This window comes from Isoptericola sp. NPDC055063, from assembly GCF_053608125.1.
Genome location: NZ_JBSGUW010000001.1, coordinates 176,607 through 200,021, shown reverse-complemented (window position 1 = coordinate 200,021; position 23,415 = coordinate 176,607). Strand labels below are relative to the sequence as shown.

General features: G+C 74.6%; 20 protein-coding genes. 10 read left to right on the top strand and 10 right to left on the bottom strand.

The window, feature by feature from the left end:
- The first annotated feature begins 13 nt into the window (after positions 1-13).
- On the top strand, positions 14-1,003 hold the full coding sequence (locus ACWF41_RS00910) for a GmrSD restriction endonuclease domain-containing protein (RefSeq protein ID WP_380317492.1): 990 nt from the start codon (positions 14-16) through the stop codon (positions 1,001-1,003).
- A 146-nt stretch (positions 1,004-1,149) separates the two neighbouring features.
- Positions 1,150-2,418: a glycosyltransferase gene (locus ACWF41_RS00905; RefSeq protein WP_380317495.1), complete on the top strand. Its 1,269-nt coding sequence runs from the start codon at positions 1,150-1,152 to the stop codon at positions 2,416-2,418.
- Positions 2,419-2,457: 39 nt separating this feature from the next.
- Here ACWF41_RS00905 and ACWF41_RS00900 read toward each other — a convergent pair whose 3' ends face one another.
- The 5 genes from ACWF41_RS00900 to ACWF41_RS00880 all read right to left on the bottom strand — a co-directional run bounded on the left by ACWF41_RS00900 (position 2,458) and on the right by ACWF41_RS00880 (position 8,608).
- Positions 2,458-3,294, bottom strand: coding sequence for a YceI family protein (locus ACWF41_RS00900; RefSeq protein WP_380317498.1), 837 nt, complete (start codon positions 3,292-3,294; stop codon positions 2,458-2,460).
- Positions 3,295-3,296: 2 nt separating this feature from the next.
- Complete coding sequence (locus ACWF41_RS00895; protein ID WP_380317501.1) at positions 3,297-5,831, bottom strand: MFS transporter; 2,535 nt, start codon at positions 5,829-5,831, stop codon at positions 3,297-3,299.
- A 66-nt stretch (positions 5,832-5,897) separates the two neighbouring features.
- Positions 5,898-6,362 (bottom strand): MarR family winged helix-turn-helix transcriptional regulator, encoded by a 465-nt coding sequence (locus tag ACWF41_RS00890; protein WP_380317504.1) that lies wholly within the window; start codon positions 6,360-6,362, stop codon positions 5,898-5,900.
- 113 nt (positions 6,363-6,475) lie between these two features.
- Positions 6,476-8,155, bottom strand: coding sequence for a phosphoglucomutase (alpha-D-glucose-1,6-bisphosphate-dependent) (gene pgm, locus ACWF41_RS00885; protein WP_380317507.1), 1,680 nt, complete (start codon positions 8,153-8,155; stop codon positions 6,476-6,478).
- A gap of 51 nt (positions 8,156-8,206) precedes the next feature.
- On the bottom strand, positions 8,207-8,608 hold the full coding sequence (locus ACWF41_RS00880) for a hypothetical protein (protein ID WP_380317510.1): 402 nt from the start codon (positions 8,606-8,608) through the stop codon (positions 8,207-8,209).
- Positions 8,609-8,829: 221 nt separating this feature from the next.
- Between ACWF41_RS00880 and ACWF41_RS00875 the strand changes: the two genes are divergently transcribed.
- Both ACWF41_RS00875 and ACWF41_RS00870 read left to right on the top strand, forming a co-directional pair.
- On the top strand, positions 8,830-9,753 hold the full coding sequence (locus ACWF41_RS00875; protein ID WP_380317513.1) for a hypothetical protein: 924 nt from the start codon (positions 8,830-8,832) through the stop codon (positions 9,751-9,753).
- 54 nt (positions 9,754-9,807) lie between these two features.
- Positions 9,808-10,620: a hypothetical protein gene (locus ACWF41_RS00870; protein WP_380317516.1), complete on the top strand. Its 813-nt coding sequence runs from the start codon at positions 9,808-9,810 to the stop codon at positions 10,618-10,620.
- Positions 10,621-10,757: 137 nt separating this feature from the next.
- Here the strand turns inward: ACWF41_RS00870 and ACWF41_RS00865 are convergent, their stop codons facing one another.
- Positions 10,758-12,383 (bottom strand): glycoside hydrolase family 10 protein, encoded by a 1,626-nt coding sequence (locus ACWF41_RS00865; RefSeq protein ID WP_380317519.1) that lies wholly within the window; start codon positions 12,381-12,383, stop codon positions 10,758-10,760.
- A 155-nt stretch (positions 12,384-12,538) separates the two neighbouring features.
- On the opposite strand from ACWF41_RS00865, the gene ACWF41_RS00860 reads away from it, so the two are divergent.
- Positions 12,539-13,510, top strand: coding sequence for an SH3 domain-containing protein (locus ACWF41_RS00860; protein WP_380317522.1), 972 nt, complete (start codon positions 12,539-12,541; stop codon positions 13,508-13,510).
- Positions 13,511-13,525: 15 nt separating this feature from the next.
- On the opposite strand, the gene ACWF41_RS00855 is transcribed toward ACWF41_RS00860, so the two are convergent.
- Positions 13,526-14,314, bottom strand: coding sequence for an SDR family oxidoreductase (locus ACWF41_RS00855; RefSeq protein WP_380317525.1), 789 nt, complete (start codon positions 14,312-14,314; stop codon positions 13,526-13,528).
- A gap of 203 nt (positions 14,315-14,517) precedes the next feature.
- Here ACWF41_RS00855 and ACWF41_RS00850 point away from each other — a divergent pair, with 203 nt between their 5' ends.
- On the top strand, positions 14,518-15,369 hold the full coding sequence (locus tag ACWF41_RS00850) for a helix-turn-helix transcriptional regulator (RefSeq protein ID WP_380317528.1): 852 nt from the start codon (positions 14,518-14,520) through the stop codon (positions 15,367-15,369).
- 102 nt (positions 15,370-15,471) lie between these two features.
- Here ACWF41_RS00850 and purB read toward each other — a convergent pair whose 3' ends face one another.
- Entirely contained in the window at positions 15,472-16,980 is a 1,509-nt protein-coding gene (purB, locus tag ACWF41_RS00845; protein WP_380317531.1) for an adenylosuccinate lyase, read from the bottom strand.
- 93 nt (positions 16,981-17,073) lie between these two features.
- The gene (locus ACWF41_RS00840; protein ID WP_380326155.1) at positions 17,074-18,435 is read right to left on the bottom strand and encodes an FAD-binding oxidoreductase; all 1,362 of its coding nucleotides are present in this window, start codon (positions 18,433-18,435) and stop codon (positions 17,074-17,076) included.
- 106 nt (positions 18,436-18,541) lie between these two features.
- Between ACWF41_RS00840 and ACWF41_RS00835 the strand changes: the two genes are divergently transcribed.
- The 3 genes from ACWF41_RS00835 to ACWF41_RS00825 all read left to right on the top strand — a co-directional run bounded on the left by ACWF41_RS00835 (position 18,542) and on the right by ACWF41_RS00825 (position 21,754).
- Positions 18,542-19,456, top strand: a complete 915-nt coding sequence (locus ACWF41_RS00835) for a sigma-70 family RNA polymerase sigma factor (protein ID WP_380326158.1) — start codon at positions 18,542-18,544, stop codon at positions 19,454-19,456.
- A 202-nt stretch (positions 19,457-19,658) separates the two neighbouring features.
- Positions 19,659-19,934, top strand: coding sequence for a hypothetical protein (locus ACWF41_RS00830; protein ID WP_380326161.1), 276 nt, complete (start codon positions 19,659-19,661; stop codon positions 19,932-19,934).
- On the top strand, positions 19,931-21,754 hold the full coding sequence (locus ACWF41_RS00825) for a hypothetical protein (protein WP_380326164.1): 1,824 nt from the start codon (positions 19,931-19,933) through the stop codon (positions 21,752-21,754). Before ACWF41_RS00830 ends, ACWF41_RS00825 begins: the two co-directional genes overlap by 4 nt.
- Before the next feature lie 42 nt (positions 21,755-21,796).
- On the opposite strand, the gene ACWF41_RS00820 is transcribed toward ACWF41_RS00825, so the two are convergent.
- On the bottom strand, positions 21,797-22,195 hold the full coding sequence (locus ACWF41_RS00820; protein ID WP_380326167.1) for a phage holin family protein: 399 nt from the start codon (positions 22,193-22,195) through the stop codon (positions 21,797-21,799).
- A gap of 60 nt (positions 22,196-22,255) precedes the next feature.
- Between ACWF41_RS00820 and hisC the strand changes: the two genes are divergently transcribed.
- Positions 22,256-23,368, top strand: a complete 1,113-nt coding sequence (gene hisC, locus ACWF41_RS00815; protein ID WP_380326170.1) for a histidinol-phosphate transaminase — start codon at positions 22,256-22,258, stop codon at positions 23,366-23,368.
- Positions 23,369-23,415 lie beyond the last annotated feature (47 nt).

Here is a 23,415-nt window from a genome sequence, read left to right as displayed (position 1 = left end):
GCCCCGTTCCTTCGTGCGCCGCGGCGGGGTCGCCGCGCTCGGCGCCTCGGTCGCGCTCCTGCTCGGCGCGTGCGCGGGGGGCCTCGACCCCGCGTCCACGGGGCTCGACGGTCCCGGCGTCGACCAGCCCGGCGCAGCACAGCCCGGCGCAGAACGGCCCGGAGCCGAGGAGCCCGCCGCGACGTCCGCGCCGACCCCGGACGGCGCGGCGACCGCAGCCTCGGGCACCGCCCTCGCCGCGCTCGACACCCTGCCGGTGAAGGGCCGCGCGCCCAAGACCGGCTACACCCGCGACCAGTTCGGCCCGGCGTGGGCCGACGTCGACCACAACGGCTGCGACACCCGCAACGACATCCTGGCGCGCGACCTGCGGCGCACCGTCACCGACCCGGGCACCCACGACTGCATCGTGCTGAGCGGCGTGCTCGCCGACCCGTACACGGGCCGGACCATCGACTTCCGCCGCGGGCAGACCACGTCCACCGCGGTGCAGATCGACCACGTCGTCGCGCTGTCGGACGCCTGGCAGAAGGGCGCGCAGCAGCTCGACGGCGAGGTGCGACGTCGGCTCGCGAACGACCCGCTGAACCTGCTCGCCGCCGACGGCCCCACCAACGCGGGCAAGGGCGACGGCGACGCCGCGACCTGGCTGCCGCCGAGCAAGGCGTTCCGCTGCCAGTACGTGGCGCGGCAGGTGGCCGTGAAGCAGGCGTACGCGCTGTGGGTCACGCAGGCCGAGCACGACGCCATCGAGTCGGTGCTCGCGCGCTGCCCCGACGAGCCGCTGCCCGCCGGCAGCCTGGCGCCGCGGGTCGACGCGACGTCTGACGAACCCGCTTCGGACGACGCCGCCTCCGAAGACACCGCCTCCGAAGACACCGCGAGCGGGCCGTTCGCGAACTGCACCGAGGCGCGGGCCGCCGGCGCGGCGCCGGTGCACCGCGGCGACCCGGGCTACTCGTCACGGATCGATCGCGACGGGGACGGGGTCGCCTGCGAGTGAGCGGCGGCGGTCGGGGCCGTGGTTGTGTGTACGGCGGCGGTGTGGGCGGCGGCGGTGTGGGCGGCGGCGGTGTGGGCGGCCGTCGGCCGTCCTACCGTGGAGCCTGAGCACGTCGCCCACCCTCCGCACGACCCCCGGGGGCTCGGATGCCGCACACGTACCTCTTCGCGCTGACCGACGGCGGCGGGACGGTGCCGCCCGAGCTCGGCGCCGCGCGACGGCTCGTGGAGCGCGGCCACCGGGTGACGGTCCTGGTGGAGGACTCGATGCTCCCCGAGGCGCGCGCCACCGGAGCCACCGTCGCCCGGTGGGAGCACGGGCCCAACCGCCCGGACCGCGACCCGGCGCACGACCCGCTCCGGGACTGGGAGCGCCGCAGCCCGCTCGCGCAGGCGCGCCTCATGGGGGACCGCGCGATCGCCGGGCCCGCGCCCGGGCACGCGCGCGACGTCGCCGCGGCGATCGACGCCGACCGGCCGGACCTCGTGGTCGCGTCGATCTTCGCCTTCGGCGCGATGATCGCGGCCGAGTCGCGCGGCGTCCCGTTCGACGTCCTCATGCCCAACATCTACGCAGCGCCCACGCCCGGGTCGACGCCGATGGGGATGGGCCTGGCCCCCGCGCGCGGCCCCCTGGGCAGGGCACGGGACGCGGCCGTGCGGCGCTTGAGCGTCGCCGGGCTCGACCGCTACTCGCTGGCGCGGCTCAACGCCCTGCGCGCCGAGCTCGGCGTCGGGCCCGTCGCGCACTCGTGGGAGCTGGTGCACCGCGCGCGGCGCCAGCTGGTCATGACGAGCCCGGCGTTCGACCTGCCCGCGGTGCTCCCCCCGAACGCACGGTACGTCGGCCCGGTTCTCGACGACCCGTCCTGGGCCGACGACGACTGGTCGCCGCCGCCCGGCGACGGCCCGCTCGTCCTGGTCGCCATGTCGTCGACGTTCCAGGACCACGTCGGCGTGCTGCAGCGGGTCGTCGACGGGCTCGCGACGCTGCCCGTGCGCGGCCTCGTCACGACCGGCCCCGCCGTGGCGCCGTCGTCGCTCCGTGCGGCGCCGGACGTCACGGTCGTCGCGGCGGCACCTCACGCGAGGGCGATGCGCGAGGCCGCGGCCGTCGTGACCCACGGCGGGCACGGCACCCTGCTCAAGGCGCTCGCGGCCGACCTGCCGGCCGTCGTCGTCCCGCACGGGCGCGACCAGGCGGACAACGCCGTCCGCGTCACGCTGCGCGGGGCGGCGGTGCGGCTGCCGCGCACGGCGTCGTCGGCGCGGTTCGCGGGCGCGGTCCGTCGGGTGCTCGACGACCCGTCGTACGCGCGCTCGGCGCGCGCCCTCGGGGCCGCGATCCGGCGGGACGCCGAGCACAGCACGCTCGTCGCCGAGCTGGAGGACCTGGACGGGGCCGACCCGACATAGCGCGCGGAGGCTCGTGCGGGCTCGCCTAGATCATCCGTGTCAGCCGGGGAGCGTGTCGCCCTGCGCGGCCTGGATCTCCAGCTCCACCTTGAGGGTGGTGCCGACGATGGCGACGCCGGCGGCGGCCACCTCGTTGTACCGGATGGCGAACGCGTCCCGGCGCAGCTCGGTCGTGGCGCGGAAGGCCGCGCGCACCACGCCCTGGGCGTCGGCGCCGGTGCCCAGATAGGTGAGGTCCAGGTCGACGGGGTGCGCGCGGCCGTGCAGGGTGAGCTCGCCGTGCACGGTCCAGCGGCCGTCCGCGACGGGAGTCAGGCCGGCGGAGCGGTACGTGATGTGCTCGTACCGCTCCACGTCGAGGAAGTCCGGGGACCGCAGGTGGCCGTCGCGGTAGGCGTTGCCGGTGTCGATGGACGCCGCGGCGATCACGGCGGCCACGCCGGAGCGCGAGACGTCGCCGGGGGCGACGTCGATGCGGCCGGCGAGCTCCGTGAACCGGCCCCGCACGCTGGAGATGCCCAGGTGCTGGGCCACGGCCGTCACCGACGAGTGCGCCGGGTCGATCGTCCACGGCCCGGGCGGCGGCAGTTCCGTGCCGCCCTGCCGGGCCAGGGTCACGGTGCCGAGGGCGGCGCGCCCCGCGGCGGTGACGATCGTCGACGTCGCGGCGGGCGCGTAGCCCACCGCGGTGACGATCGCGACGTACGCGCCGGGCGTCAGCGCGGCCTCGCCGCGCACCGCGCCGTCGTCGTCCGCGTCAGCACGCAGCACCTGCGCGCCGGCGGCGTCCGTCAGCGTGACGACGGCGTGCGGCACGGCCCACCCGTCACGCGTCCGGACCGTCGCGGTCAGCATCCCGGTCACCTGCTCGCTCACGCTCACTCTGCGGGGTGGGCGAGGTCGATGTCGTGGCCCTCGACGCCCGCGCCGGTGAGGCTCAGCGCCGTCGCCGCCGGCGGGTAGCCCGTCGCGATGACGGTGTACTCGCCGCCGTCCAGGTCGGCGAACGCGTAGGCGCCGTCCGTCCCGGTCGTGGCCGTGCCGGCGACGTTGCCCGCCGCGTCGACGAGCGTCACGCGGGCGTCCGCCAGCGGGCCGTGCGGGGCGCGCACGACGCCGGTCACCCGGGCGCCCGCCGCGAGCTCCACCTCGACGCGGGTGACGCCGGTGGCGCCCACCTCGACGGGCAGCGCCCGGGGGCGGAAGCCGGCGGCGTTGACCGCGACGGTGACCGGGCCCGGCACGAGCTCCTCGAGCGCGAACGTGCCGTCCTCGGCCGTGGTGACGCTCGCCTGCAGGTCGCCGCGCACGTCGGTGACCAGCACCATCGCGCCCGCGACGGGCTGCTGGTCCGCGCCGCGCACGACGCCGCGCAGGCCGCTGGTGCCGCTGAGCAGCACGTCGTGGGCCAGCGGGACGGAGCCGACGACGATCGTCGACGCCTGCGGCTGGAACCCGTCGGCCGACGCGATGAGCACGTACGTGCCGGCGCCGGGGGCGTCGACGGAGTACGCGCCGTCGGACCGCGCGATGGCCAGGCCGAGCTGGCGCCCGCCCAGCGAGATGAGGGTGAGGGCCGCCTGTGGCAGCGGCGCGCCCTCGGCCCCGCGGACACTGCCGTGCACGGAGACACTGCCGTGCACGGAGACACCACCGTGCACGGTGACGCCCGGGCCGTCGCCGTCGCCGACGGGCGCGACGTCCGCCGTCGATGCGGCCCGCCGGGCCGTCGGCTCGGCACCGACCGCGACGAGCTCCGGGACGTACTGCTCGGTGTCCGCGTCGGCCTCCGCCTCCGACGCCGCCTCCTCGGCGGCGGACTGCGCCATCGCGCCCTTGGTCTGCAGCGGGACCTCCTTGATGAAGACCACGAGCAGGAAGGCGACGAGGGCGGCGCACGCGCCGATGAGGAAGACGTCCGCGATGCCGTGCCCGTACGCGCTCTCGAGGATGCCGCGCAGCGGCTCGGGCACCTGGTCCATGTCCGGGATCTCGCCGGAGCCGCCGGCGGCGCCCTGGGCCGCGCCGGCGGCCTTCGGGCCGAGCGTCGCGAGCCCGTCCGCGACGTAGTCGGGGATCCGGTGCGCGAGGACGGCGCCGAGCGCGGAGACGCCGATGGCGCCGCCGAGCGAGCGGAAGAAGGTGACGAGGGAGCTGGCGGAGCCGAGGTCCGTGGGGGCCACCTGGTTCTGCGTGCAGAGCACGAGGTTCTGCATCATCATGCCGACGCCGATGCCCATCACGGCCATGAAGACGGCGACGTGCCAGTACTCGGTGTCGTAGCGGATGGTGCTCAGCAGCCCGAGCCCGGCGGTCAGCAGCAGGGCACCGGAGACGAGCCAGCCCTTCCACCGGCCGGTGCGGGTGATGATGAGGCCCGACGCCGTCGACGAGACGAACAGGCCGCCGATCATCGGGATGGTCATGACGCCGGCCATCGTGGGGGACTGGTCGCGCGCCAGCTGGAAGTACTGGCTGAAGAAAATGGTGCCGGCGAACATCGCCACGCCCACGAAGAGCGACGCCACGGAGGACAGCGCCACCGTGCGGTTGCGGAACAGCCGCATGGGGATGATCGGCTGGGAGACCTTCGACTCGACCAGCACGAACAGCAGCACGAGGACGAGCGCGCCGCCCGTCATCGCGTACGTCTGCCAGGAGTTCCAGTCGTACTTGTCGCCCGCGAACGTGACCCACAGGAGCAGCAGGCAGACGGCGGCGGTGGAGAGGAACGCGCCGCCCCAGTCGATCTTCACGTTGTCGCGCTTCACGACCGGCAGGTGCAGGGTCTTCTGCAGCACGACCAGCGCGACGAGCGCGAACGGCACGCCCACGTAGAAGCACCAGCGCCAGCCGAGCCAGTCGGTGTCCGTGATGACGCCGCCGAGCAGCGGGCCGCCCACGGTCGCGACGGCGAACGTGGCGCCGAGGTACCCGGAGTACCGGCCGCGCTCGCGCGGGGCGATCATCGTCGCCATGACGATCTGCGCCAGCGCCGACAGGCCGCCGGTGCCGATGCCCTGGAACACGCGGCAGACGATGAGCCACTCGGCGGACTGGGCGAGCCCGGCGGCCGCGGAGGCGAGCACGAAGATCACCAGCGCGACCTGGACCAGCACCTTCTTGCTGAACAGGTCGGCGAGCTTGCCCCACAGCGGGGTGGTGGCCGTCATCGACAGCAGCGACGCCGTGACCACCCAGGTGTAGGCCGACTGGCCGCCGCCGAGCTCGGCGATGACCTCCGGCAGGGCGTTCGAGACGATCGTCGAGGACAGGATCGCGACGAACATGCCCAGCATGAGGCCCGACAAGGCCTCCAGGATCTGCCGGTGGCTCATCGAGACCCCGGGCTGGTGGTCGGTGCGCCCACCGCGCTTGGCGTGCGCGGGCGCCGCCGTCGTGGTCGATGCCATGAAGGTCCTCTCAGGATGCTGCGGTCCGAGGATGCTCGGGCTCGCGGGTCGTGCTCGGGGCGGGAGTCAGGCCCGGGCGGGGACGGCGCCGCGGGGCGCCGTCGGGCAGTCGGCGAAGCTGCCGTGCAGGCGGGCCATGAGCCCGACGAGCCGGTCGATCTCCTCGCCGTCCCAGTCGTCCATCCGCTCGGCGAACAGGCGGGACGTGCGCGCGACGATCTGCTCGAGCTTCTCCAGCCCGGTGGGGGTGAGGCTGGCGATCCACGACCGCCCGTCGTCGGGGTCGCGCGTGCGTTCGACCCAGCCCTGGTCGACGGCGTGGGACACGTGCCGGCTGGTGACGGACAGGTCGATCCAGAGCTGGTCGGCGAGCGCGGTCAGGCGCATCGGCCCCCGGCGGCGCAGCGTCGACAGCACGGCGGTCGGCCCGACCGGGCAGTCGTGCGGCAGGTTCCGCACGATGGTGCGCTTGACGACGCCGACGGCCCGCAGCTGTCGCTGGAGCTCCTCGTACCGTGCGTGCTCAGGCATGCTCGCCCACTCCCTGATCGGTTGCGGGGAGCAAACATAAAAACGTTGCCTGCTGAAATCAAATTCCGACCGCGATGCGGACGCCGCCCGTACGGGCGGTACTCAGGAAGGGGTCAGGCGTCGCCGAGCGCGCCGTCCACGAGCTCCTTGGCGGAGGCCTGCACCTCGGCGAGGTGGTCGGCCGACACGAACGACTCGGCGTAGATCTTGTACACGTCCTCCGTGCCCGACGGGCGGGCGGCGAACCACGCGTCGGAGGTGGTCACCTTGAGGCCGCCGATGGTGGCGCCGTTGCCGGGCGCCTCCGTGAGCGTCGCGGTGATGTCCTGCCCGGCGAGGGTCGTCGAGGTCACCTCGTCAGGGGAGAGGGCGGACAGGCGCGCCTTCTGCTCGCGCGACGCGGGCGCGTCCACGCGGGCGTACCAGGACTCGCCGTGGCGGGCGACGAGGTCGGCGTGGTGCTCCGACGGGGTGCGGCCGGTGGTCGCGATGATCTCCGACGCGAGCAGGGCCAGCAGCAGGCCGTCCTTGTCGGTGGACCACACGCGGCCGTCGCGGCGCAGGAACGACGCCCCCGCCGACTCCTCGCCGCCGAACCCGACCTCGCCGTCCAGCAGGCCGGGCACGAACCACTTGAAGCCCACCGGCACCTCGACCAGGCGCCGGCCCAGGCCGGCCGCGACCCGGTCGATCAGCGCCGACGACACGAGCGTCTTGCCGATCGCGGCACCCTCGGGCCAGCCGGGGCGCGCGCCGCCGTACAGATACTCGATCGCGACGGCCAGGTAGTGGTTCGGGTTCATGAGGCCCGCGTCGGGGGTGACGATGCCGTGCCGGTCGGAGTCCGCGTCGTTGCCGGTCGCGACGTCGAACGGCGCGTCGCCCTGCATGCGCTCCACCAGCGACGCCATCGCGTACGGGGAGCTGCAGTCCATGCGGATCTTGCCGTCCCAGTCGAGCGTCATGAACGACCAGCGCGGGTCCACCTGCGGGTTCACCACGGTGAGGTCGAGGTCGTACCGCTCGCCGATCGCGCCCCAGTACTCCACCGACGCGCCGCCCAACGGGTCCGCGCCGATGCGCACGCCGGCGGAACGGATCGCGTCGAGGTCGACGACGTTCGGCAGGTCGTCGACGTACGTCGTGAGGAAGTCGTGCTTGTGCGTGGTGTCGGCCGCGAGCGCGTCCTCGAGCGCGACGCGGCGCACCGACCCGAGCCCGCCGGTGCGGAGGATCTCGTTGGCGCGGTCCGCGATCCAGCCCGTGGCCTCGGACCCGGCGGGGCCGCCGTGCGGCGGGTTGTACTTGAAGCCGCCGTCGCGCGGCGGGTTGTGCGACGGCGTGACGACGATGCCGTCCGCGAGCCCCGGGCCCGTGGTGCGCACGCCGTCGCCCGTCGTCGCGCCGTTGTGGATGAGGATCGACTGCGACACCGCCGGCGTGGGCGTGAACGAGTCGCGCGCGTCCACCATGACGGTGACGCCCGCGGCCGCCAGCACCTCCAGCGCCGTCTGCCACGCCGGCAGCGACAGCGCGTGCGTGTCGCGGCCGATGAACAGCGGCCCGTCCGTGCCCTGCGACGCCCGGTACTCCACGATCGCCTGCGTGATCGCCGCGATGTGCGCCTCGTTGAACGCCGTGTCCAGGCTGGAGCCCCGGTGGCCGGACGTGCCGAACACCACCTGCTGGGCCGGGTCCGCGACGTCGGGCACAAGGTCGTAGTACGCGCCCACCACCTGGTCGACGTCGATGAGGTCGCTGTCCTGGGCCGGCATCCCCGCGCGTTCGTGCATGGGGTCGATCCTGCCAGCCACCGGATGATTCGCCCAGGCTGAACGCGGCGGCTACTTCGTCGCGGCGGCCTTCGCCGTGTCGATGATCTCGCCCGGGGTGCCGCACGTCTCCATCGCGAACGACGGGGACTCGTCGGACATGAAGATGTACGCGTTCGGGTCGGTGGGGTCCGCCGGGGCCGCCATCTCCTGGTACACGTCGTAGATCTGCGCCTCCGAGTAGCCCTGCGCCGACAGCTCGAGCACCCCGTTCACGTACGGGACGCAGAGCGCCTCCTTCAGCGCCTGGCTCATGTGGCCCTCGGGCGGGACCGAGGCGAGCGTGCGGATCGTGAAGAACTGGAAGGCGAGGATCGTCAGCGTGGCCACCGCGGCGACGGCGGCGGCCCACGCGGTCACCTTCGCGGCCCTCGTGCTGCGCGGCGGTGGGGTAGGCGTGGTGTCCTCGGACATGCGTGGTCCCTCTCGGTCGTGAGTCGGTCGACGGTGACGACGCACCGGGCGCGACGCTGCGCGGGGGTGCGTGGACGAGGCAACTGTCCAGCGCGGCCAGCTCGGTGGCAACGCACCCCGCGGGGAGCGTGGCGATCCTGACGTCGTGACCGCCGGTACCGTGACCCGGTGCACCTGGACCCGCCCCGACGGCGCGTGGCCGCGGCGACCCGAGCCGCCCTGTGACCGCGCTCGTGGCCCCGGCAGGGGACGAGCCGAGCGTGCGGGCCGTGGCCCGCGAGGCGGTGGCCGTGCTGCGGTCGGGTGCGGGTCGATCGGGCGCCGCGCGGTCGGACGCCGCGTGGTTCGACGCCGCGTGGTTCGACGACCTGCGCGACCTGCACCGCCGCCGTCGGCACATGGTGCGGACGGCACGTGAGCCAGAGCCGCTGCCCGAGCCGTCGCCCGCCGAGCGGAGCGCGCGCCGCCGCTCGACGGCGTACCGGGCCGTGTGGGGCACGGTGCTCGGTGTCGGGCTCCTGGCGGTGCTGGTGCTGGCGCCGATGTTCGCCCCGCCGGGACGCAAGAACGCCTTCATCCAGCCGGAGGACGCCGCCTCGCTCGCGCTGGTCGCGGCGTGGGTGGCGGTCCCCGCGCTGCTCGTCGGCCTCGCGCTGCGCGTGCCGGACCGGGAGGCCGCCGTCGTCGGCGAGACGTTCGCCGTGACCGTCGGCGGGCTGGCGGCCGCGCTCCTGATCTACCGCGCGGCGGTCGGCACGGGCGACGGCCGGGGCTTCACCGCGGCCGACCTGGCGTGGTGGGTCCCCGCGACCGCGGCGGCCGTGGCGCTCGCGGCCGGGATCGCGCTGCGCTGCGACCGGGCGCGTCGTCGCGGGCCGGCCGCGCCGCCACGTCGGCCGCAGCGCGCGTCGGGGACGAACACGCGGGTCGAACGCGAGCTGCGCCGCACGGCCGAGCGGCTGGCGGCGCGCCCGGTCCCGGACGACGTCGAGGCGGCGTGGCAGCGCCGGCTCGCGGTGCTCGGGCGGCGCGCCGTCGACCCGGAGACCCTGGTGCAGGCGCGGGCGACGACGCCCGTCGGGTGGCTCGTCTCCGTCTGCCACGACGCGCACACGGACCTGGCGCACGTGCTCGCGGGACGCTGAGGACGACGGAGGCGTCGTCGTCTAGCGTGTGCGCATGCCACAGGAAGGACCGGCATGAGCCTCCCGTACGCCGACGCCCAGGAGTGGGCGCGCGACCAGTCGCTGGCGAACGTGCCGCGGCTGGCGCGGCTCGAGGCGTTCGCGTTCCAGCACCACCGGGACGTCGTGGCGACGTTCGGCGCGCACGGCGCGGACCTGGCGGCGCGCTGGTCGCCGCCGCCGTCCCGGGTGCGGCGGGCGGGGACCGCGCTGCTCGGGGTGCTGACGGTGATCGCGCTGGCGTCGCCGGTGCTGGGGGTGGCCGTGTACATGACCGACCCGGTCAGCTTCCCGACCGCGGGGGAGGTGTCCGCCGGCGTCGCGGTGCCGTTCGCCTCGGCGTGCTTCGTCGTGGCCGCCCTCGTGCAGGTCGTCCTGTGGGTGCTGTGGTTCCGCGGCGGCGCGAGGTGGTCGCCGGAGCTGCTGGGCATCGCCGGGGTGTCCGGCGTGCTGGCCGCCTGCGCGGCGATCGCCCTGCCGCAGATCGCGCGGGAGGGCGGGGTCGAGGCGCCCGCGTACGGGGCGGTGATCGCGACCCTGCTCCTGGCGGCGGGGCTCGTCGTCGCGATCCTCGCGCGGCGTCACGTGCGGCCGGACGAGGTGGAGGACCCGGGCCCGCCCGCCCCGCCCTCGCTGTCCGACCGGGAGGCCGCGCGGCGGGCGGTCGCCGCCCTGCCGCCCGCGGAGCAGGACCGGGCTCGCGCGGACCGTGACGCAGCCCTGCGCGTCCTCGCCGAGCGTGGCCTGCTGGACGACGACGAGCTCGGCCGCGCTCTCGGAGCCGACCTCGGCACGCTCTTCGCCCTCGACCCGATCCGGCCGGGCTGACCCGCTGGACGTGAGCATGCTGGACGTGAGCATGCTGGACGTGAGCATGCTGGACGTGGATGGAGCCCCCCGCCCGGTGAGGGGGCGGGGGGCTCCTGCGGCTCACGTTACCGCGGCCACACTCTTTGGTATACCTCTCACGCGGAGCGGGGGCGGCTGGGCCGCGACTCGTTCCACACGCGGTCGAGGGCGGTCACGACGTACGTGTAGCTCTCGCCCGGCGTGGCGGTGACGTCCGTGAAGTACTGCTCGACGTCCCCCGACGAGCGCACGGTCGCGAGGAGGTTGCGCGCGTCCTCGACGTCGACGGAGACGCCGCTCCCGGCGGCCCGGTAGACGGCGAACGACGTGGCCGCCGTCCGGCGCGGGCCGGTGTCGAGCCACTTGAGGGCCACTCCGTCGGCCCCTGCCGTCGCCTCCGCGAGGACCGGCACGCGCACGGGAGTGGCGGGCAGGTGCGCCATCGCGGGGACCAGCGCGGGGTGGCTGTAGTGGTCCGCGCGGACGCGGGACATGGAGCCCTTCGGGTCCGCCGGCACGTGCACGGCCGAGAAGTACACGTTGCCGTGGACGGGGGTGCCCGCGGCGTCCAGCTCCGCGCAGTAGGTGAGGTGGTTCGACAGCTCGGCGGGGTCGGTGAACACCCCCGAGGTGACCTTGTAGAGCGCCTCGCCCACGTACAGGTGGGTGCCGGACTGCGCCGCCACGTCGGCCCACCACGGCACAAGCTTGCGGTAGTCGGCGACGGCGAGCCCGAACTGCCAGTAGATCTGCGGGTTGATGTAGTCGAGCCAGCCCTCGAGCACCCACTTGCGGGTGTCGGCGAACTGGCCGTCGTAGCTCTGCGACCCGGCGGTGTCCGAGCCGGCGGGGTCCGTGGCCTTGTTGCGCCAGATGCCGAACGGGCTGATGCCGAACTTGACCCAGGGCTTGAGCTCCTTGATCCGCCCCGAGATCGTCTGCACGAAGGTGTCGACGTTGTGCCGCCGCCACTCCTCGATGGTCGCGAAGCCGTCGCCGTGCGCGGCGTACGTGCCGGCGTCGGGCAGGGTCTGCCCGGCCACCGGGTAGGGGTAGAAGTAGTCGTCGAAGTGCACGCCGTCGATGTCGTAGTGCTCGACGCTGTGCAGGATCGCCGCGTAGATGTGCTCGCGCGCCTCCGGCAGGCCCGGGTCGAAGTAGAGCTTGCCGCCGAACGGCCACACCCAGTCGGGGTGCTGCCGGGCGGGGTGGGTGGGGACGAGCTTCGTGGGGTCCGTCTGCATCGACACGCGGTACGGGTTGTACCAGGCGTGCAGCTCGAGGTTGCGGGCGTGCGTCTCGGAGACGGCGAACCCGAGCGGGTCGAAGCCGGGGTCGCCGCCCTGCGTGCCGGTGAGGTACTGCGACCACGGCTCGTACGGGCTGGGCCAGAAGGCGTCCGCCGTCGGGCGCACCTGGACGAAGACGGCGTTGAGGTTCATGTCCGCGGCGACGTCGAGCCAGTGCAGGTACTCGGCCTTGAGCTCGTCGGCGCTCAGGCCGGTGCGCGACGGCCAGTCGATGTTCACGACGGACGAGATCCACATCGCGCGCAGCTCGCGCTTGCGCACGGCGCTGCCGGCGGCGTCGACGGCCGCAGCGGCGCCGGCCTCCGCGGCGTCCGCGGGCGTCATCGAGCCGACGGCGACCGACAGCGTCGAGCCGGCGATCCCCGCGGCGGCGAGGGTGAGGAAGCCGCGCCGGTCGAGGGCGGCGGCGCGGGAGACGGACGGGTGCGTCATTGCAGGTCCTCCGGGTCAGGGGCTCGGTAAGAGAGTTTCACGCTCGGACTTGCTGGTGAAGACGAGTGTCCCGGATGTCGCACCGCGCGCGCCACCCCACGGGGCGTGCTTACCGTGCGTCCTGGGCAACGATGCCCACGGCTTGAGGGGGCCACATGCGCACCGTGCGACGCATCATCACGACCGGGATCACGGCGGGGGTCGCCGGCGTCCTGGCGCTCACCACCGGGGTGGCGGGAGCAGGGGCGGCATCCGCCGCCGTCCGGCCGCTGCCCGACAGGACCTACGGGCTCTCGTCCTACTACGGGCCGCGCTGCATGCCGATCCGCGGGGCGTCCACGTACCACCTGGGCCAGGACATGAGTGCGTCCAAGGGGGTCGACGTGAGGTCCGTCGCCGCCGGCACGGTCGTGAAGGCCGGCTCCGCGCCGGGCTTCGGGCAGGTGGTCGTCGTGCGGTCGAGCGTCGACGGCGGCAAGGTCTACTCCGTCTACGGCCACGTCATCGACGGGGACCGGTACGTCAAGGCCGGCAAGACCGTGAAGCGCGGCCAGCACATCGCCGACGTCGGCAGCTCCGGCACCTCGACGGCGCCGCACCTCCACCTGGAGATCTGGAAGGGCGCGTACAAGGGGTCCGGCAAGACCGCGGACCCCTACTACTGGATGAAGAACCACGGGGCGTCGCTCACCGCGGGCGCGACGTGGGCCGCCAAGCGCGTCGTGCCGACGTCGTGCACCTACTGGACGACCACCAGCGTGAACCTCCGCTCCGGCCCGAGCACCGCCTACCGGGTCCTCACGACCGTCAAGGTCAACCGCAAGCTCACCGCCAAGCCCGGCGCGAGCTCGGGCGTCTGGCGCAAGGTGACGTACAGCGGCACGACCGGCTGGATGCACGCCGACTACGTGTCGCCCACGCTCACGTCGCTGGGCACCCGCTACGTCCAGGTCAACGGCCTGCGCCTGCGGGCGAAGCCGAGCACGAGCGCCGCGATCCTCGGCTCCATGAACAAGGGCAAGGCGGTCAAGAAGATCTGGCCGGCGTCGAACGGCTGGGTGAAGGTCTACGTCGACGGCAAGCAGGGCTTCGTCGCCACGAGGTACCTCGGGACGACCAAGCCCTGACCTGCCGCGGAGACGTCAGGCGGCGTGCGGGTCGGTCGAGTGCGGGTCGGAGGCGTTGAGGCGCGCGACCGTCGCCTCGTACGCGCCCGACGTCTCCGCGAACCGCAGGAACTTCACGCCCTCGACCAGGATCTCGTGCGCGTCGGGGCGGGTCGCGAGCAGCTCGACCGTCTCGTCCGCGAACGCGTCGAGCGGCATGGCGATCGGGCTGTCCTCCTGTCCTGGCATGAGCGCCGTCCGCACGGCGGGCGGCACGATCTCGATCACCTGGACGCCCGCGGGCTCGAGCTGCAGCCGGATGCCCTCGCTGAGGCGGTGGATCGCGGCCTTGGTCGCGTTGTAGGTGGGCGTCACCGCGAGCGGCACGTGCGCCAGCCCGGACGAGACGGTGACGAACGCGGCGCCCGCGCCCGACCCCGCGCGGGCGCGCAGCTGCGGCAGGAACGCCGCCGCGAGGCGGATCGGGCCGAGCAGGTTGGTCGCGACCGTCCGCTCGGCGACGGCGAGGAAGTCCGGCGACGTCCAGTCCTCGGCCTGCATGATCCCCGCCATCGCGACGACGACGTCGAGGTCCGGGTGCCGGGCGAGGACCTCGTCCCGGGCCGCGTCGATGCTCGCGGGGTCCGCCGTGTCGATGCGGACGGCGTCGATCCCGGGGTGGGCGGCCACGATCTCGTCGAGCAGGGCGGTGCGGCGGCCGCCCACGATCACGGTGCTGCCGCGGGCCTGCAGGCGCAGGGCCAAGGCGAGGCCGATGCCGCTCGTCGCGCCGGGGATGAAGACGGTGCTGCGGGTGATGTCCATGCCGTCCACCGTGCGTCGAGCGCCGCCGGGGCGGGAGAGGAGCGGTCATCGGGGGACCGGCGGTCCCTGGCTGCGGTCTGGTCGTGCCGGCGGCGACGGCGGACGATGGGCGCATGGCTCATGAAGGACGCACGGCTCCTGAAGGACGCACGGCTCCTGAAGGACGCACGGCTCCTGAAGGACGCACGGCTCCTGAAGGACGCATGGACCGTGCCGCCGACCGTCGAGAGCTCGCCGAGTTCCTCCGCCGCCGCCGCGAGGCGGTGCAGCCCGCCGACGTGGGCCTCCCCGCCGGCGCGCGACGCCGCACCGCCGGCCTGCGGCGGGAGGAGGTCGCGGCGCTCGCGGCGATGTCCGCGGACTACTACACGCGGCTCGAGCAGCAGCGCGGCCCGCAGCCGAGCGAGCAGATGCTCGCGTCGCTCGCGCGGGCCCTGCGGCTCACCGACGACGAGCGGGACTATCTGTTCCGCGTCGCCGGCCGCGGCGCGCCCGACCGCGTGACGATGTCGTCGCACGTGTCGCCCGCGCTGCTGCGCGTGCTCGACCGCCTGTCCGACACGCCCGCCCTCGTGCTCTCCGCCCTCGGCGAGACGCTGGTCGCGAACGACCTCGCCGTCGCCCTCCTCGGCGACCGGTCCGCGCTGACGGGCTGGGCGCGCAGCGACGTCTACCGCTGGTTCACCGACCCGGGCGAGCGGCTGCTGTATCCCGAGGACGACCGCGACCGGCAGGGGAGATCCCTCGTCTCCACCCTGCGCGCGGCGCACGGGATGCTCGGCCCGCGCTCGCGGGCGGGGGAGCTGGTGCGGGAGCTGCGCGGGCGCAGCCCGGAGTTCGCCGAGCTCTGGGACCGGCACGAGGTGCACCAGCGCTTCGCGGACCACAAGACCCTGCTGCACCCGGAGGTCGGCCCCGTCGAGCTGGACTGCCAGGTGCTGTTCACCGAGGACCAGACGCAGGCGCTGCTGGTGCTCACCGCCCCGCCCCGCTCCGAGGCGGAGGAGAAGCTCGCGCTGCTCGCCGTCCTCGGCCGGCAGGCGATGGCGCGCTGACGGGTCACGCACCCGGGCTCGACGCCGAACAGGCGGTTGTGCACCTTCTCGTGGCGTATGAGGTGCGCAACCGCCTGTTCGGCGCTCGGGCGAGGGGCTTGGTCAGGCCAGGTAGTCCTCGACGAGCCGTGCGGCGATGCCGGTGTACGACGCGGGCGTGAGCTCCGCGAGGCGGGCGGCGACGTCGTCGGGCAGGCCGAGGCCGGCGACGAACTCGCGCATCCGGGCGGCGTCGACGCGCTGGCCGCGGGTGAGCTCCTTGAGGCGCTCGTACGGGTTCTCCATGCCCTCGACGCCGGCGACGGAGGCGGCGCGCATCGCGGACTGGACGGGCTCGCCGAGCACCTCCCAGTTGTGGTCGAGGTCGTCGGCCATGAGCGCGGCGTTGACGTTGAGCGCCTTGAGGCCGCGGCGCACGTTGTCGATGGCGAGCAGCGAGTGGCCGAACGCCGGGCCGATGTTGCGCTGCGTGGTGGAGTCGGTGAGGTCGCGCTGCAGGCGGGAGGTCACGAGCGTCGCCGACAGGGTGTCGAGCAGCGAGCAGGAGATCTCGAGGTTCGCCTCGGCGTTCTCGAACCGGATCGGGTTGACCTTGTGCGGCATCGTCGACGACCCGGTGGCGCCCGCCACGGGGATCTGCGTGAAGAAGCCCAGCGAGATGTACGTCCACACGTCGGTCGCGAGGTTGTGCAGGATCCGGTTGAAGCGGGCGACGTCGGCGTAGACCTCCGCCTGCCAGTCGTGCGACTCGATCTGCGTGGTCAGCGGGTTCCACACCAGGCCCAGGTGCTCCACGAACGCCTTCGACACCGCCGGCCAGTCCGCGCCCGGGACGGCGACGACGTGCGCGCCGTAGGTGCCGGTGGCGCCGTTGAGCTTGCCCAGGTACTCGGCGCCCTCGATGCGGCGCAGCTGGCGGCGCAGACGGTGCGCGAGGACGGCGAGCTCCTTGCCCATCGTCGTCGGCGTGGCCGGCTGCCCGTGCGTGCGGCTCAGCATCGGGACCTCGGCGTGCTCGCGGGCCATGCCGGCGAGCTGGTCGGTCAGCGCGGTCGCGGCGGGCAGCCACACGTCGCGCACGCCGCCCTGCACCATGAGCGCGTACGACAGGTTGTTGATGTCCTCGGACGTGCACGCGAAGTGCACGAGCTCGCTCGCGGCGGGCAGGCTCGTCGCCTCGCCCAGGGCCTCGGGGGCCGCGGCGATGCGGCGCTTGATGAAGTACTCGACGGCCTTGACGTCGTGCACCGTCTCCCGCTCGATGGCGGCCAGCTCGGCGATCTCGTCCGCCCCGAACGTGGCCGGGATGGCGCGCAGGTAGGCGATCTCGGCGTCGGTCAGCGTCGGCGCGCCGGGGACGACGGCGCCGGGGGTCTCGGCCGTGCCGTTGCACAGCGTGACCAGCCACTCGACCTCGACGTGGATGCGCGCCCGGTTGAGCGCGGCCTCGCTGAGGTGGTCCACCAGAGGCGCGACGGCGCCGCGGTAGCGGCCGTCGAGCGGCCCGAGGGCGATCGGCGGGGTGACGTCCGCGAGGTTGACGCGGTCGGTCGCGGGGGTCGGGACGTCGGACGGCGAGGTCTGCGGCGCGGGGGAGGTCACGGCCCACATTCTCCCACGGGCCCCGTGCGATGTTGTGAGCGGAGGATTGGCCCTGTCTCGGCCCGAAACAGGGCCAATCCTCCGCTCACAACGCGGTCGAGGTCAGCCGAGGAGCGGGTAGTCCCCCCGGATCGTGCCACGTGGGTCGCGGGCGCGCTTGAGGTCGCGCAGCCGGGCGAGGGCGGCGTCGTCGTACGCGGCCGCCGCGCTCTCGCCCGGGGCGAGGAACGTGGCCGGCTTGCGCAGCGTGGCGTTCCCGGCGAGCTCGGCGGGCAGCGCCTCGAGGCGGTGGCCGACGGCGGCCGCGATCCCCGGCTCGAACGCCAGCCCGAACGCGTACAGCAGGAACGGCTCGTCGATCGCTCCCAGCGCTCCCGCGCCGTCCCCGGGCGTGGCGAGCGCGCCGCCCAGGTGCCGCAGCTGGAGCACGAGCAGTGGCGCGACCGAGGTGGTGAACAGGCGCTCCACGGCCTCGTCGTCGATGCCGCGCAGCAGCTCGGCGCGGCCCTTCCCCGCGGCGGGGTCGGTGGGGTCGGCGGTGATGTCGCCGACGTCCGCCAGCGCGACCGGGCCGATCGCGGCGTCGACTCCCGGCCCCAGGATGCCGGGGACGGCGTCGAACGGCCGCAGCAGCTCGCGCGCCCCGGCGGCGTCGCCGAGGTGGGCGGCGTGCACGACGACGACGGCCGGCGCGCCCGGCGCCTCCACCCGCGACAGCCACACGCTGAGCTCCGGCGGGGCCGCCGTCGTGACCTCGCGGAAGACGGCGAGCACCTCCGCGGCGCGCTCGGCCGGCCACGCGAGCTTGCCGCCCGAGAACGCGGGCACCGGCTCCAGGTCGATCTCCATCGCGGTCACGACGGCGAGGTCGCCGCCCCCGCCGCGCAGCGCCCAGAACAGCTCCGGGTCCGTGGCTGCGGTGACGGTGACCTGCGCGCCCGACGGGTCGACGACGTCGAACGACCGCACGTGGTCGGCCGCCAGGCCGTGCACCCGGCTGAACCAGCCGAGCCCGCCGCCGAGCGTGTAGCCGACGGCGCCCACGCCGGGGGCGCTGCCGAGGAGCGTCGTGAGGCCGTGCGGGGCGGCCGCGGCCTGCACCGCGCCCCACGACGCGCCCGCGCCCAGGCGGGCCGTGCGGCGCAGCGGGTCCACCCGGACGTCGTCGAGGTGGCCCGTGCGCAGCAGGACCGTACCCGCCACGTCGCCGGTCGCGCCGTGCCCGGTGGCCTGGGCGGCGACCGTGAGCCCGGCGGCCGCGGCACGGCGCACCGTCGCGGCGGCGTCGGCGGAGTCGGCGGCCTCCACCACCGCCGCGACGGGCTGGCGCACCGCGAGGTTCCACGGCGTCGACGCCCGGTCGAACCCGTCGTCTCCGGGCAGCAGCAGCCGGCCGGTCAGATCGGCGGAGAGGGCCGCGGCCAGGCTGCGGACGGCGGTGTCGTGCGAGGTCAGGGAGGTCATGCGGGGCTCCTCGGTGATGGGCCGGTGTCGTACCCGCGTGGTGGGGTGGGCACCGGCAGCGTGCGCTGTCCCCTCTCTGACACGGCGCGGCGAAGGAGTGTGACCGATGAGCACGGATCAGTTCACGGCAGGCCAGCTCATGGCGGACCAGTTCGAGACGTTCCGCCCGCACCTGCGCACGGTCGCCTACCGCGTGCTGGGCTCCACCGCCGACGCCGAGGACGCCGTGCAGGACGCGTGGGTGCGCGCGCACGCCGCGGGCACGGCCGGGGTGGAGAACCTCGGCGGCTGGCTCACGACGATCGTCGGCCGCGTGGCCCTCAACCTCCTGCGCTCGCGGTCCACCCGCCGCGAGACGCCGTGGGGCGGCGTGCCGGGGGACGGACCCGACTGGGGCGGGCACCTGCCCGACCTGCTCGTCGCGCCGGTCGACGAGCTGGACGACCCGGAGCGGCGGGCGGTGGAGTCGGACGAGGTCGGCGCCGCGCTGATGGTGGTGCTGGACACCCTGGCGCCCGCCGAGCGCGTCGCCTTCGTGCTGCACGACCAGTTCAGCGTGCCGTTCGAGGAGATCGCGCCGCTCGTGGACCGGTCGCTCCCCGCGACGCGCCAGCTCGCCAGCCGCGCGCGGCGCAAGGTGCGCGACGCCGTGCCTGCGCAGGACGACGTCGCGCGGCGTCGCGAGGTCGTGGCCGCGTACCTGGCGGCCTCCCAGGCGGGCGACCTGGAGGGGCTCGTGGAGCTCCTCGACCCGGAGGTCACGCTGCGCCTCGACTATGGGCCGGGGGAGCTGTCGCGGGTGCTGCGCGGCGCGGCGGCGGTGGCGGGGCAGGCGCGCCTGCACTTCGGCACCGCGCGGTTCTCGCGACTCGCCCTGGTGGGCGGGTCGCCCGGGCTGGTCACGGTGGTCGAGGACGGCACGGTCTACGCCGTGCTCGCCTTCACCGTGCGCGGCGGCCGGGTGGTGGGCATCGACATCCTGTCCGACCGCGCGAGGCTGAACGGCGCGCTGTCTCTCTAGACGACATCGCTTGAGAGGACGTCGCTTGAGTGGACGTCGCTTGAGACGACATCGCTTGAGTGGACGTCGCTGGAGTGGACGTCGCTGGAGAGGACGTCCCCGCCGCGCCCCGCGGCCGGGACGCTGCCCCCAGCCGGTGTTCGTCCACAGGCGGCGGTCGCTCGACCGTGGACGGCGCGTCCGTCCGCCTAGCGTCCCGGGCATGACCTCGCCGCCCTCCCCGTGCCCGCCCGTCCCGCCGGCCCCGTCCGTCCCGAACGCCACCCTCGGCATCACGCCGGCCGCCGAGGCGAGGATGCTGGCGGTGAGGGCCTGCGGCGACGTCGACGATGCCGCGGCGGACGCACGGCACAGCCTCGCCGTCTCCTGGGAGTCCGACGCGGCGGACCGGTTCCGGCAGGAGGTCGCGGACCTGCTGACCGGGCTCGGCGCCGACCGGCAGCTCGTCGAGGAGGCGGCGGCGGTGCTGGCGCGGTGAGCGAGCGACTTCCCCCGGCCGAGACGCTGTCCGTCACCGGCGGTCGCGGGCTCGCGCGGGTGGACGCCGACGCCGTGCAGGGCGCCGCGCTGCTCCTCGACGACGTCGCCGACCAGCTGCGGCGGGCGTCCACGAGGTGCCTCGCCGCCCGGACGGCCCTGCACCGGCAGCAGTGGGAGCAGGACCCGGCGGGCGGCCTGTTCCCCGCGGCGTCCACGGCGCACGAGGACGCCGTCGCCTCCGCGGCCGCCGCCCGGCTGGGCGACGTGGCGGCCCGCCTGCGCCACCGGGCGTCGGGCGCCGACCGCTGCGCGCGCCGGCTGCGGATCGCCGCCGGCCTCTACCGTGCGGCCGAGAGCCTGGCGGAGCACGCCGCCGGTGCGGGGCTGAGATGGATCACCCTGGGCCTCGGCGCAGCGGTGGGGGCGCTGACGGTCCCCCTGCAGGTCGTCGCGGCGGGGAAGCGGTACGTGGACCGGTTCGGCCTGCCGTTCGGGGGCCCGGTCGCGGACCGGCTCGCTCCCGTCGTGGCCCCCGTCGTCGAGCCGATCGTGGATCCCCTCGTCGACCGGGTCCGCGGCACGTCCGCCGAGGAGGGCACCGAGGCGGGGCTGCTCGGCGTGCAGGCCAGTACCCCGCCTGCCCCGCGCGCCGCGGAGGTGATCGGCGGTCACGACGGCACCTGGGCGAACTTCTGGAGGGTGATCGCGCCTCAGGCCGACGACCTGGTCGGGGGCTTCGCCAGCGGCTACTCGCTCGCCGTCCCGTGGCGGTGGCGCGACCTCGAGCGGTTCCGAGACGGCGGCCCCGGCGCGCTCGTCGACGGCGTCACCCGGGGCGCCGGCGGGCTCGCGGACCTCGTCGACGCGATGCTGCCGGCGTCCGAGGTGCGGGTGCTGGCGCTCACGGACGCCGACCTGGCAGGGCCGCCGCCGGCCTGGGCGGACGCGCCGTCGGGCACCGTCTCCGAGGCGCTCGCCCGCCTGGGCGACCTCTATCCGGACGGCAGCGGGGTGGTCGGGCGTCCGGCGGCGGGGGCGCCCGAGGGCACGCTCGCGGTGGAGCGCGTGACCCACGACGACGGAACGACGACGTGGACCGTGCTGATCCCCGGCACGCAGGACATGCTGGGCACGTCGAACCCGTTCGACGCCGCCACCGACCTGCAGCTCATGGCCCACGAGAGTGCCGACGTGTCCGCGGCGGTGGAGCAGGCGCTCGACGACGCCGGCGCCGCGGACGACGAGCCCGTGGTGCTGGTCGGGCACAGCCTGGGCGGCATCGCGGCGACGGCGCTCGCGGCGTCGCCGGCCTTCCGGGCGAAGCACCCGGTGGGCGGCGTCGTGACCGCGGGCTCGCCGACGGCCACGTTCGCCACCCCGGCCGGGGTCCCCGTGCTGCACCTGGAGAACGACGAGGAGCTCGTGTCGGCGACCGACGGGCGTGCCGCCGCCGGGAACCCGGCGACCGCCGACCGCGTCACGGTGGCGCGGCGGCTGCTGGACTCGACGGACCCGGTCGACCTCACCGCGTCGGGCTCGATCTCGCTGGCGCACGGGATCCCCACGCACCTGCGGACCCTCGAGGCGGTGGAGCGGTCCGGCAACGTGCCGACGGCGGGCGTGACGCGACGGCTGGAGCGGTTGCTCGGCGGCGCGCGGGCCAGCACGCGCCTGTTCGCGGCCCGCCGGGTCGGGGAGAACGGCGCCGGGGAGAGCGGCGCCGGGGAGAGCACGCCGGTCGTGCTGGCGCCGGGGACGACGTCGTCTGGGACGACGTCGCCCCCGCCGGGAGTCCCGACGGGGGCGACGCTGCACTGAGATGCTGCACCAAGGGGCTGCATCGAGACGAGCGGTGCGGGCTCAGCCCTTCTTGGGCGCGAACGCCCCGATGATCGCCTGCAGCACCGCGAGGATGAGGGCGATCCAGATGAACCACCAGAAGCCGCCGCTCACGTCGACGCCCCAGTCGCCGAACCAACCCTGGTCGGTGACCCAGGTGGTGAGCCACAGGACGAAGGCGTTGATGACGAGGTAGAAGAGCCCCAGCGTGAGGATCAGGAGCGGGATCGAGATGATGCTGACGATCGGCTTCACGAAGCTGCTGATGATCGTGAAGACCAGCGCGACGCCGAGGATCGACAGGACGTAGGTCAGCAGGTTGTCGCCGTCGTACGCGGGCTTGATCTCGAGGTTGGTGAAGATCAGGTCGCTCAGCCACAACGCCACAGCCGTGACAAGGGTGCGGACGATGAAGTTCATGCGGCCATCGTGGCACGTCAGGGCCCGGACCTGGGGGAGGGTGGAGGCGAGGTGGCATCCTTGACCGCTGTGACATCCCCCGCCGACTCGCCGCTCGTCCAGAAATCCGCCGTCCCGCTGCGCGCCGCCGTCGCCGCGCTGCCCCCGTACGTGCCGGGCGCCCGCCCCGCGGAGGGGGCGAAGCTGTGGAAGCTGTCGTCGAACGAGAACCCGTACCCGCCGCTGCCGTCCGTCCTCGAGGCGATCACGAAGGCCGCGGAGGAGACCAACCGCTACCCCGACATGTACGCCACGGAGCTGGTCGAGGCGCTCGCCGCCCACGTGGGCGTGCCGGCCGAGCAGGTCGTGGTGGGCAACGGCTCGGTGGCCGTGCTCGGGCACGTGCTGCAGGCGGTCGTGGAGCACGGTGACGAGGTCGTGTTCCCGTGGCGCTCGTTCGAGGCGTACCCGATCGTGGTCGCCGTCGCGGGCGGCACGGCCGTCACCGTCCCCGTGGCCGCCGACGGGCGGCTCGACCTGCCCGCCATGGCCGCCGCCGTCACGCCGCGCACCCGCGTCGTCATGGTCTGCACGCCCAACAACCCCACCGGGCCGGTCGTGCACGCCGACGAGCTGGAGGCCTTCCTCGCCGCGGTCCCGCGCGACGTGCTGGTGATCGTCGACGAGGCCTACCTCGAGTTCGTGCGCGACCCGCAGGCTCCCGACGGCGTGGACCTGCTGCGCCGGCACGCGAACGTCGTCCTGCTGCGCACGCTGTCGAAGGCGTACGGCCTGGCGGGCCTGCGCGTCGGGTACGCCGTCGCGGAGCCGCGCCTGGCCGCCGGGATCCGGGCGGTGTCCACGCCGTTCGGCGTGAACCACATCGCCCAGCGGGCCGCCCTCGCGTCCTTGGAGCACGTCGCGCAGGAGGAGCTGCGCGTGCGGGTCGACGCCCTGGTCGCTGAACGCGACCGCGTCACCGCGGCGCTGCGCGCGCAGGGCTGGGACCTGCCCGAGACGCACGCCAACTTCGTCTGGTTCCCGCTGGGCGAGGAGACCATGGCCCGCGCCGCCGAGGCGACCGCGGCCGGCGTCCTCGTGCGCCCGTTCGCCGGCGACGGCCTGCGCGTCAGCATCGGTGAGGTCGAGGCGAACGACGCGTTCCTCGCCGTCGCCGCCACCTGGCGCCCCTGATCTCGTTGTGAGCGGGCGTTTGGCCCTGTTTCGGTCCGAAACAGGGC

Bases quoted from the DNA above. Each gene is read 5' to 3' on its own strand.
- ACWF41_RS00905 (WP_380317495.1), top strand. From the start codon at position 1,150: ATGCCGCACACGTACCTCTTCGCGCTGACCGACGGCGGCGGGACGGTG.
- ACWF41_RS00895 (WP_380317501.1), bottom strand. From the start codon at position 5,831: ATGGCATCGACCACGACGGCGGCGCCCGCGCACGCCAAGCGCGGTGGG.
- ACWF41_RS00890 (WP_380317504.1), bottom strand. From the start codon at position 6,362: ATGCCTGAGCACGCACGGTACGAGGAGCTCCAGCGACAGCTGCGGGCC.
- pgm (WP_380317507.1), bottom strand. From the start codon at position 8,155: ATGCACGAACGCGCGGGGATGCCGGCCCAGGACAGCGACCTCATCGAC.
- ACWF41_RS00880 (WP_380317510.1), bottom strand. From the start codon at position 8,608: ATGTCCGAGGACACCACGCCTACCCCACCGCCGCGCAGCACGAGGGCC.
- ACWF41_RS00870 (WP_380317516.1), top strand. From the start codon at position 9,808: ATGAGCCTCCCGTACGCCGACGCCCAGGAGTGGGCGCGCGACCAGTCG.
- ACWF41_RS00865 (WP_380317519.1), bottom strand. From the start codon at position 12,383: ATGACGCACCCGTCCGTCTCCCGCGCCGCCGCCCTCGACCGGCGCGGC.
- ACWF41_RS00860 (WP_380317522.1), top strand. From the start codon at position 12,539: ATGCGCACCGTGCGACGCATCATCACGACCGGGATCACGGCGGGGGTC.
- ACWF41_RS00855 (WP_380317525.1), bottom strand. From the start codon at position 14,314: ATGGACATCACCCGCAGCACCGTCTTCATCCCCGGCGCGACGAGCGGC.
- ACWF41_RS00850 (WP_380317528.1), top strand. From the start codon at position 14,518: ATGGACCGTGCCGCCGACCGTCGAGAGCTCGCCGAGTTCCTCCGCCGC.
- purB (WP_380317531.1), bottom strand. From the start codon at position 16,980: ATGTGGGCCGTGACCTCCCCCGCGCCGCAGACCTCGCCGTCCGACGTC.
- ACWF41_RS00840 (WP_380326155.1), bottom strand. From the start codon at position 18,435: ATGACCTCCCTGACCTCGCACGACACCGCCGTCCGCAGCCTGGCCGCG.
- ACWF41_RS00835 (WP_380326158.1), top strand. From the start codon at position 18,542: ATGAGCACGGATCAGTTCACGGCAGGCCAGCTCATGGCGGACCAGTTC.
- ACWF41_RS00830 (WP_380326161.1), top strand. From the start codon at position 19,659: ATGACCTCGCCGCCCTCCCCGTGCCCGCCCGTCCCGCCGGCCCCGTCC.
- ACWF41_RS00820 (WP_380326167.1), bottom strand. From the start codon at position 22,195: ATGAACTTCATCGTCCGCACCCTTGTCACGGCTGTGGCGTTGTGGCTG.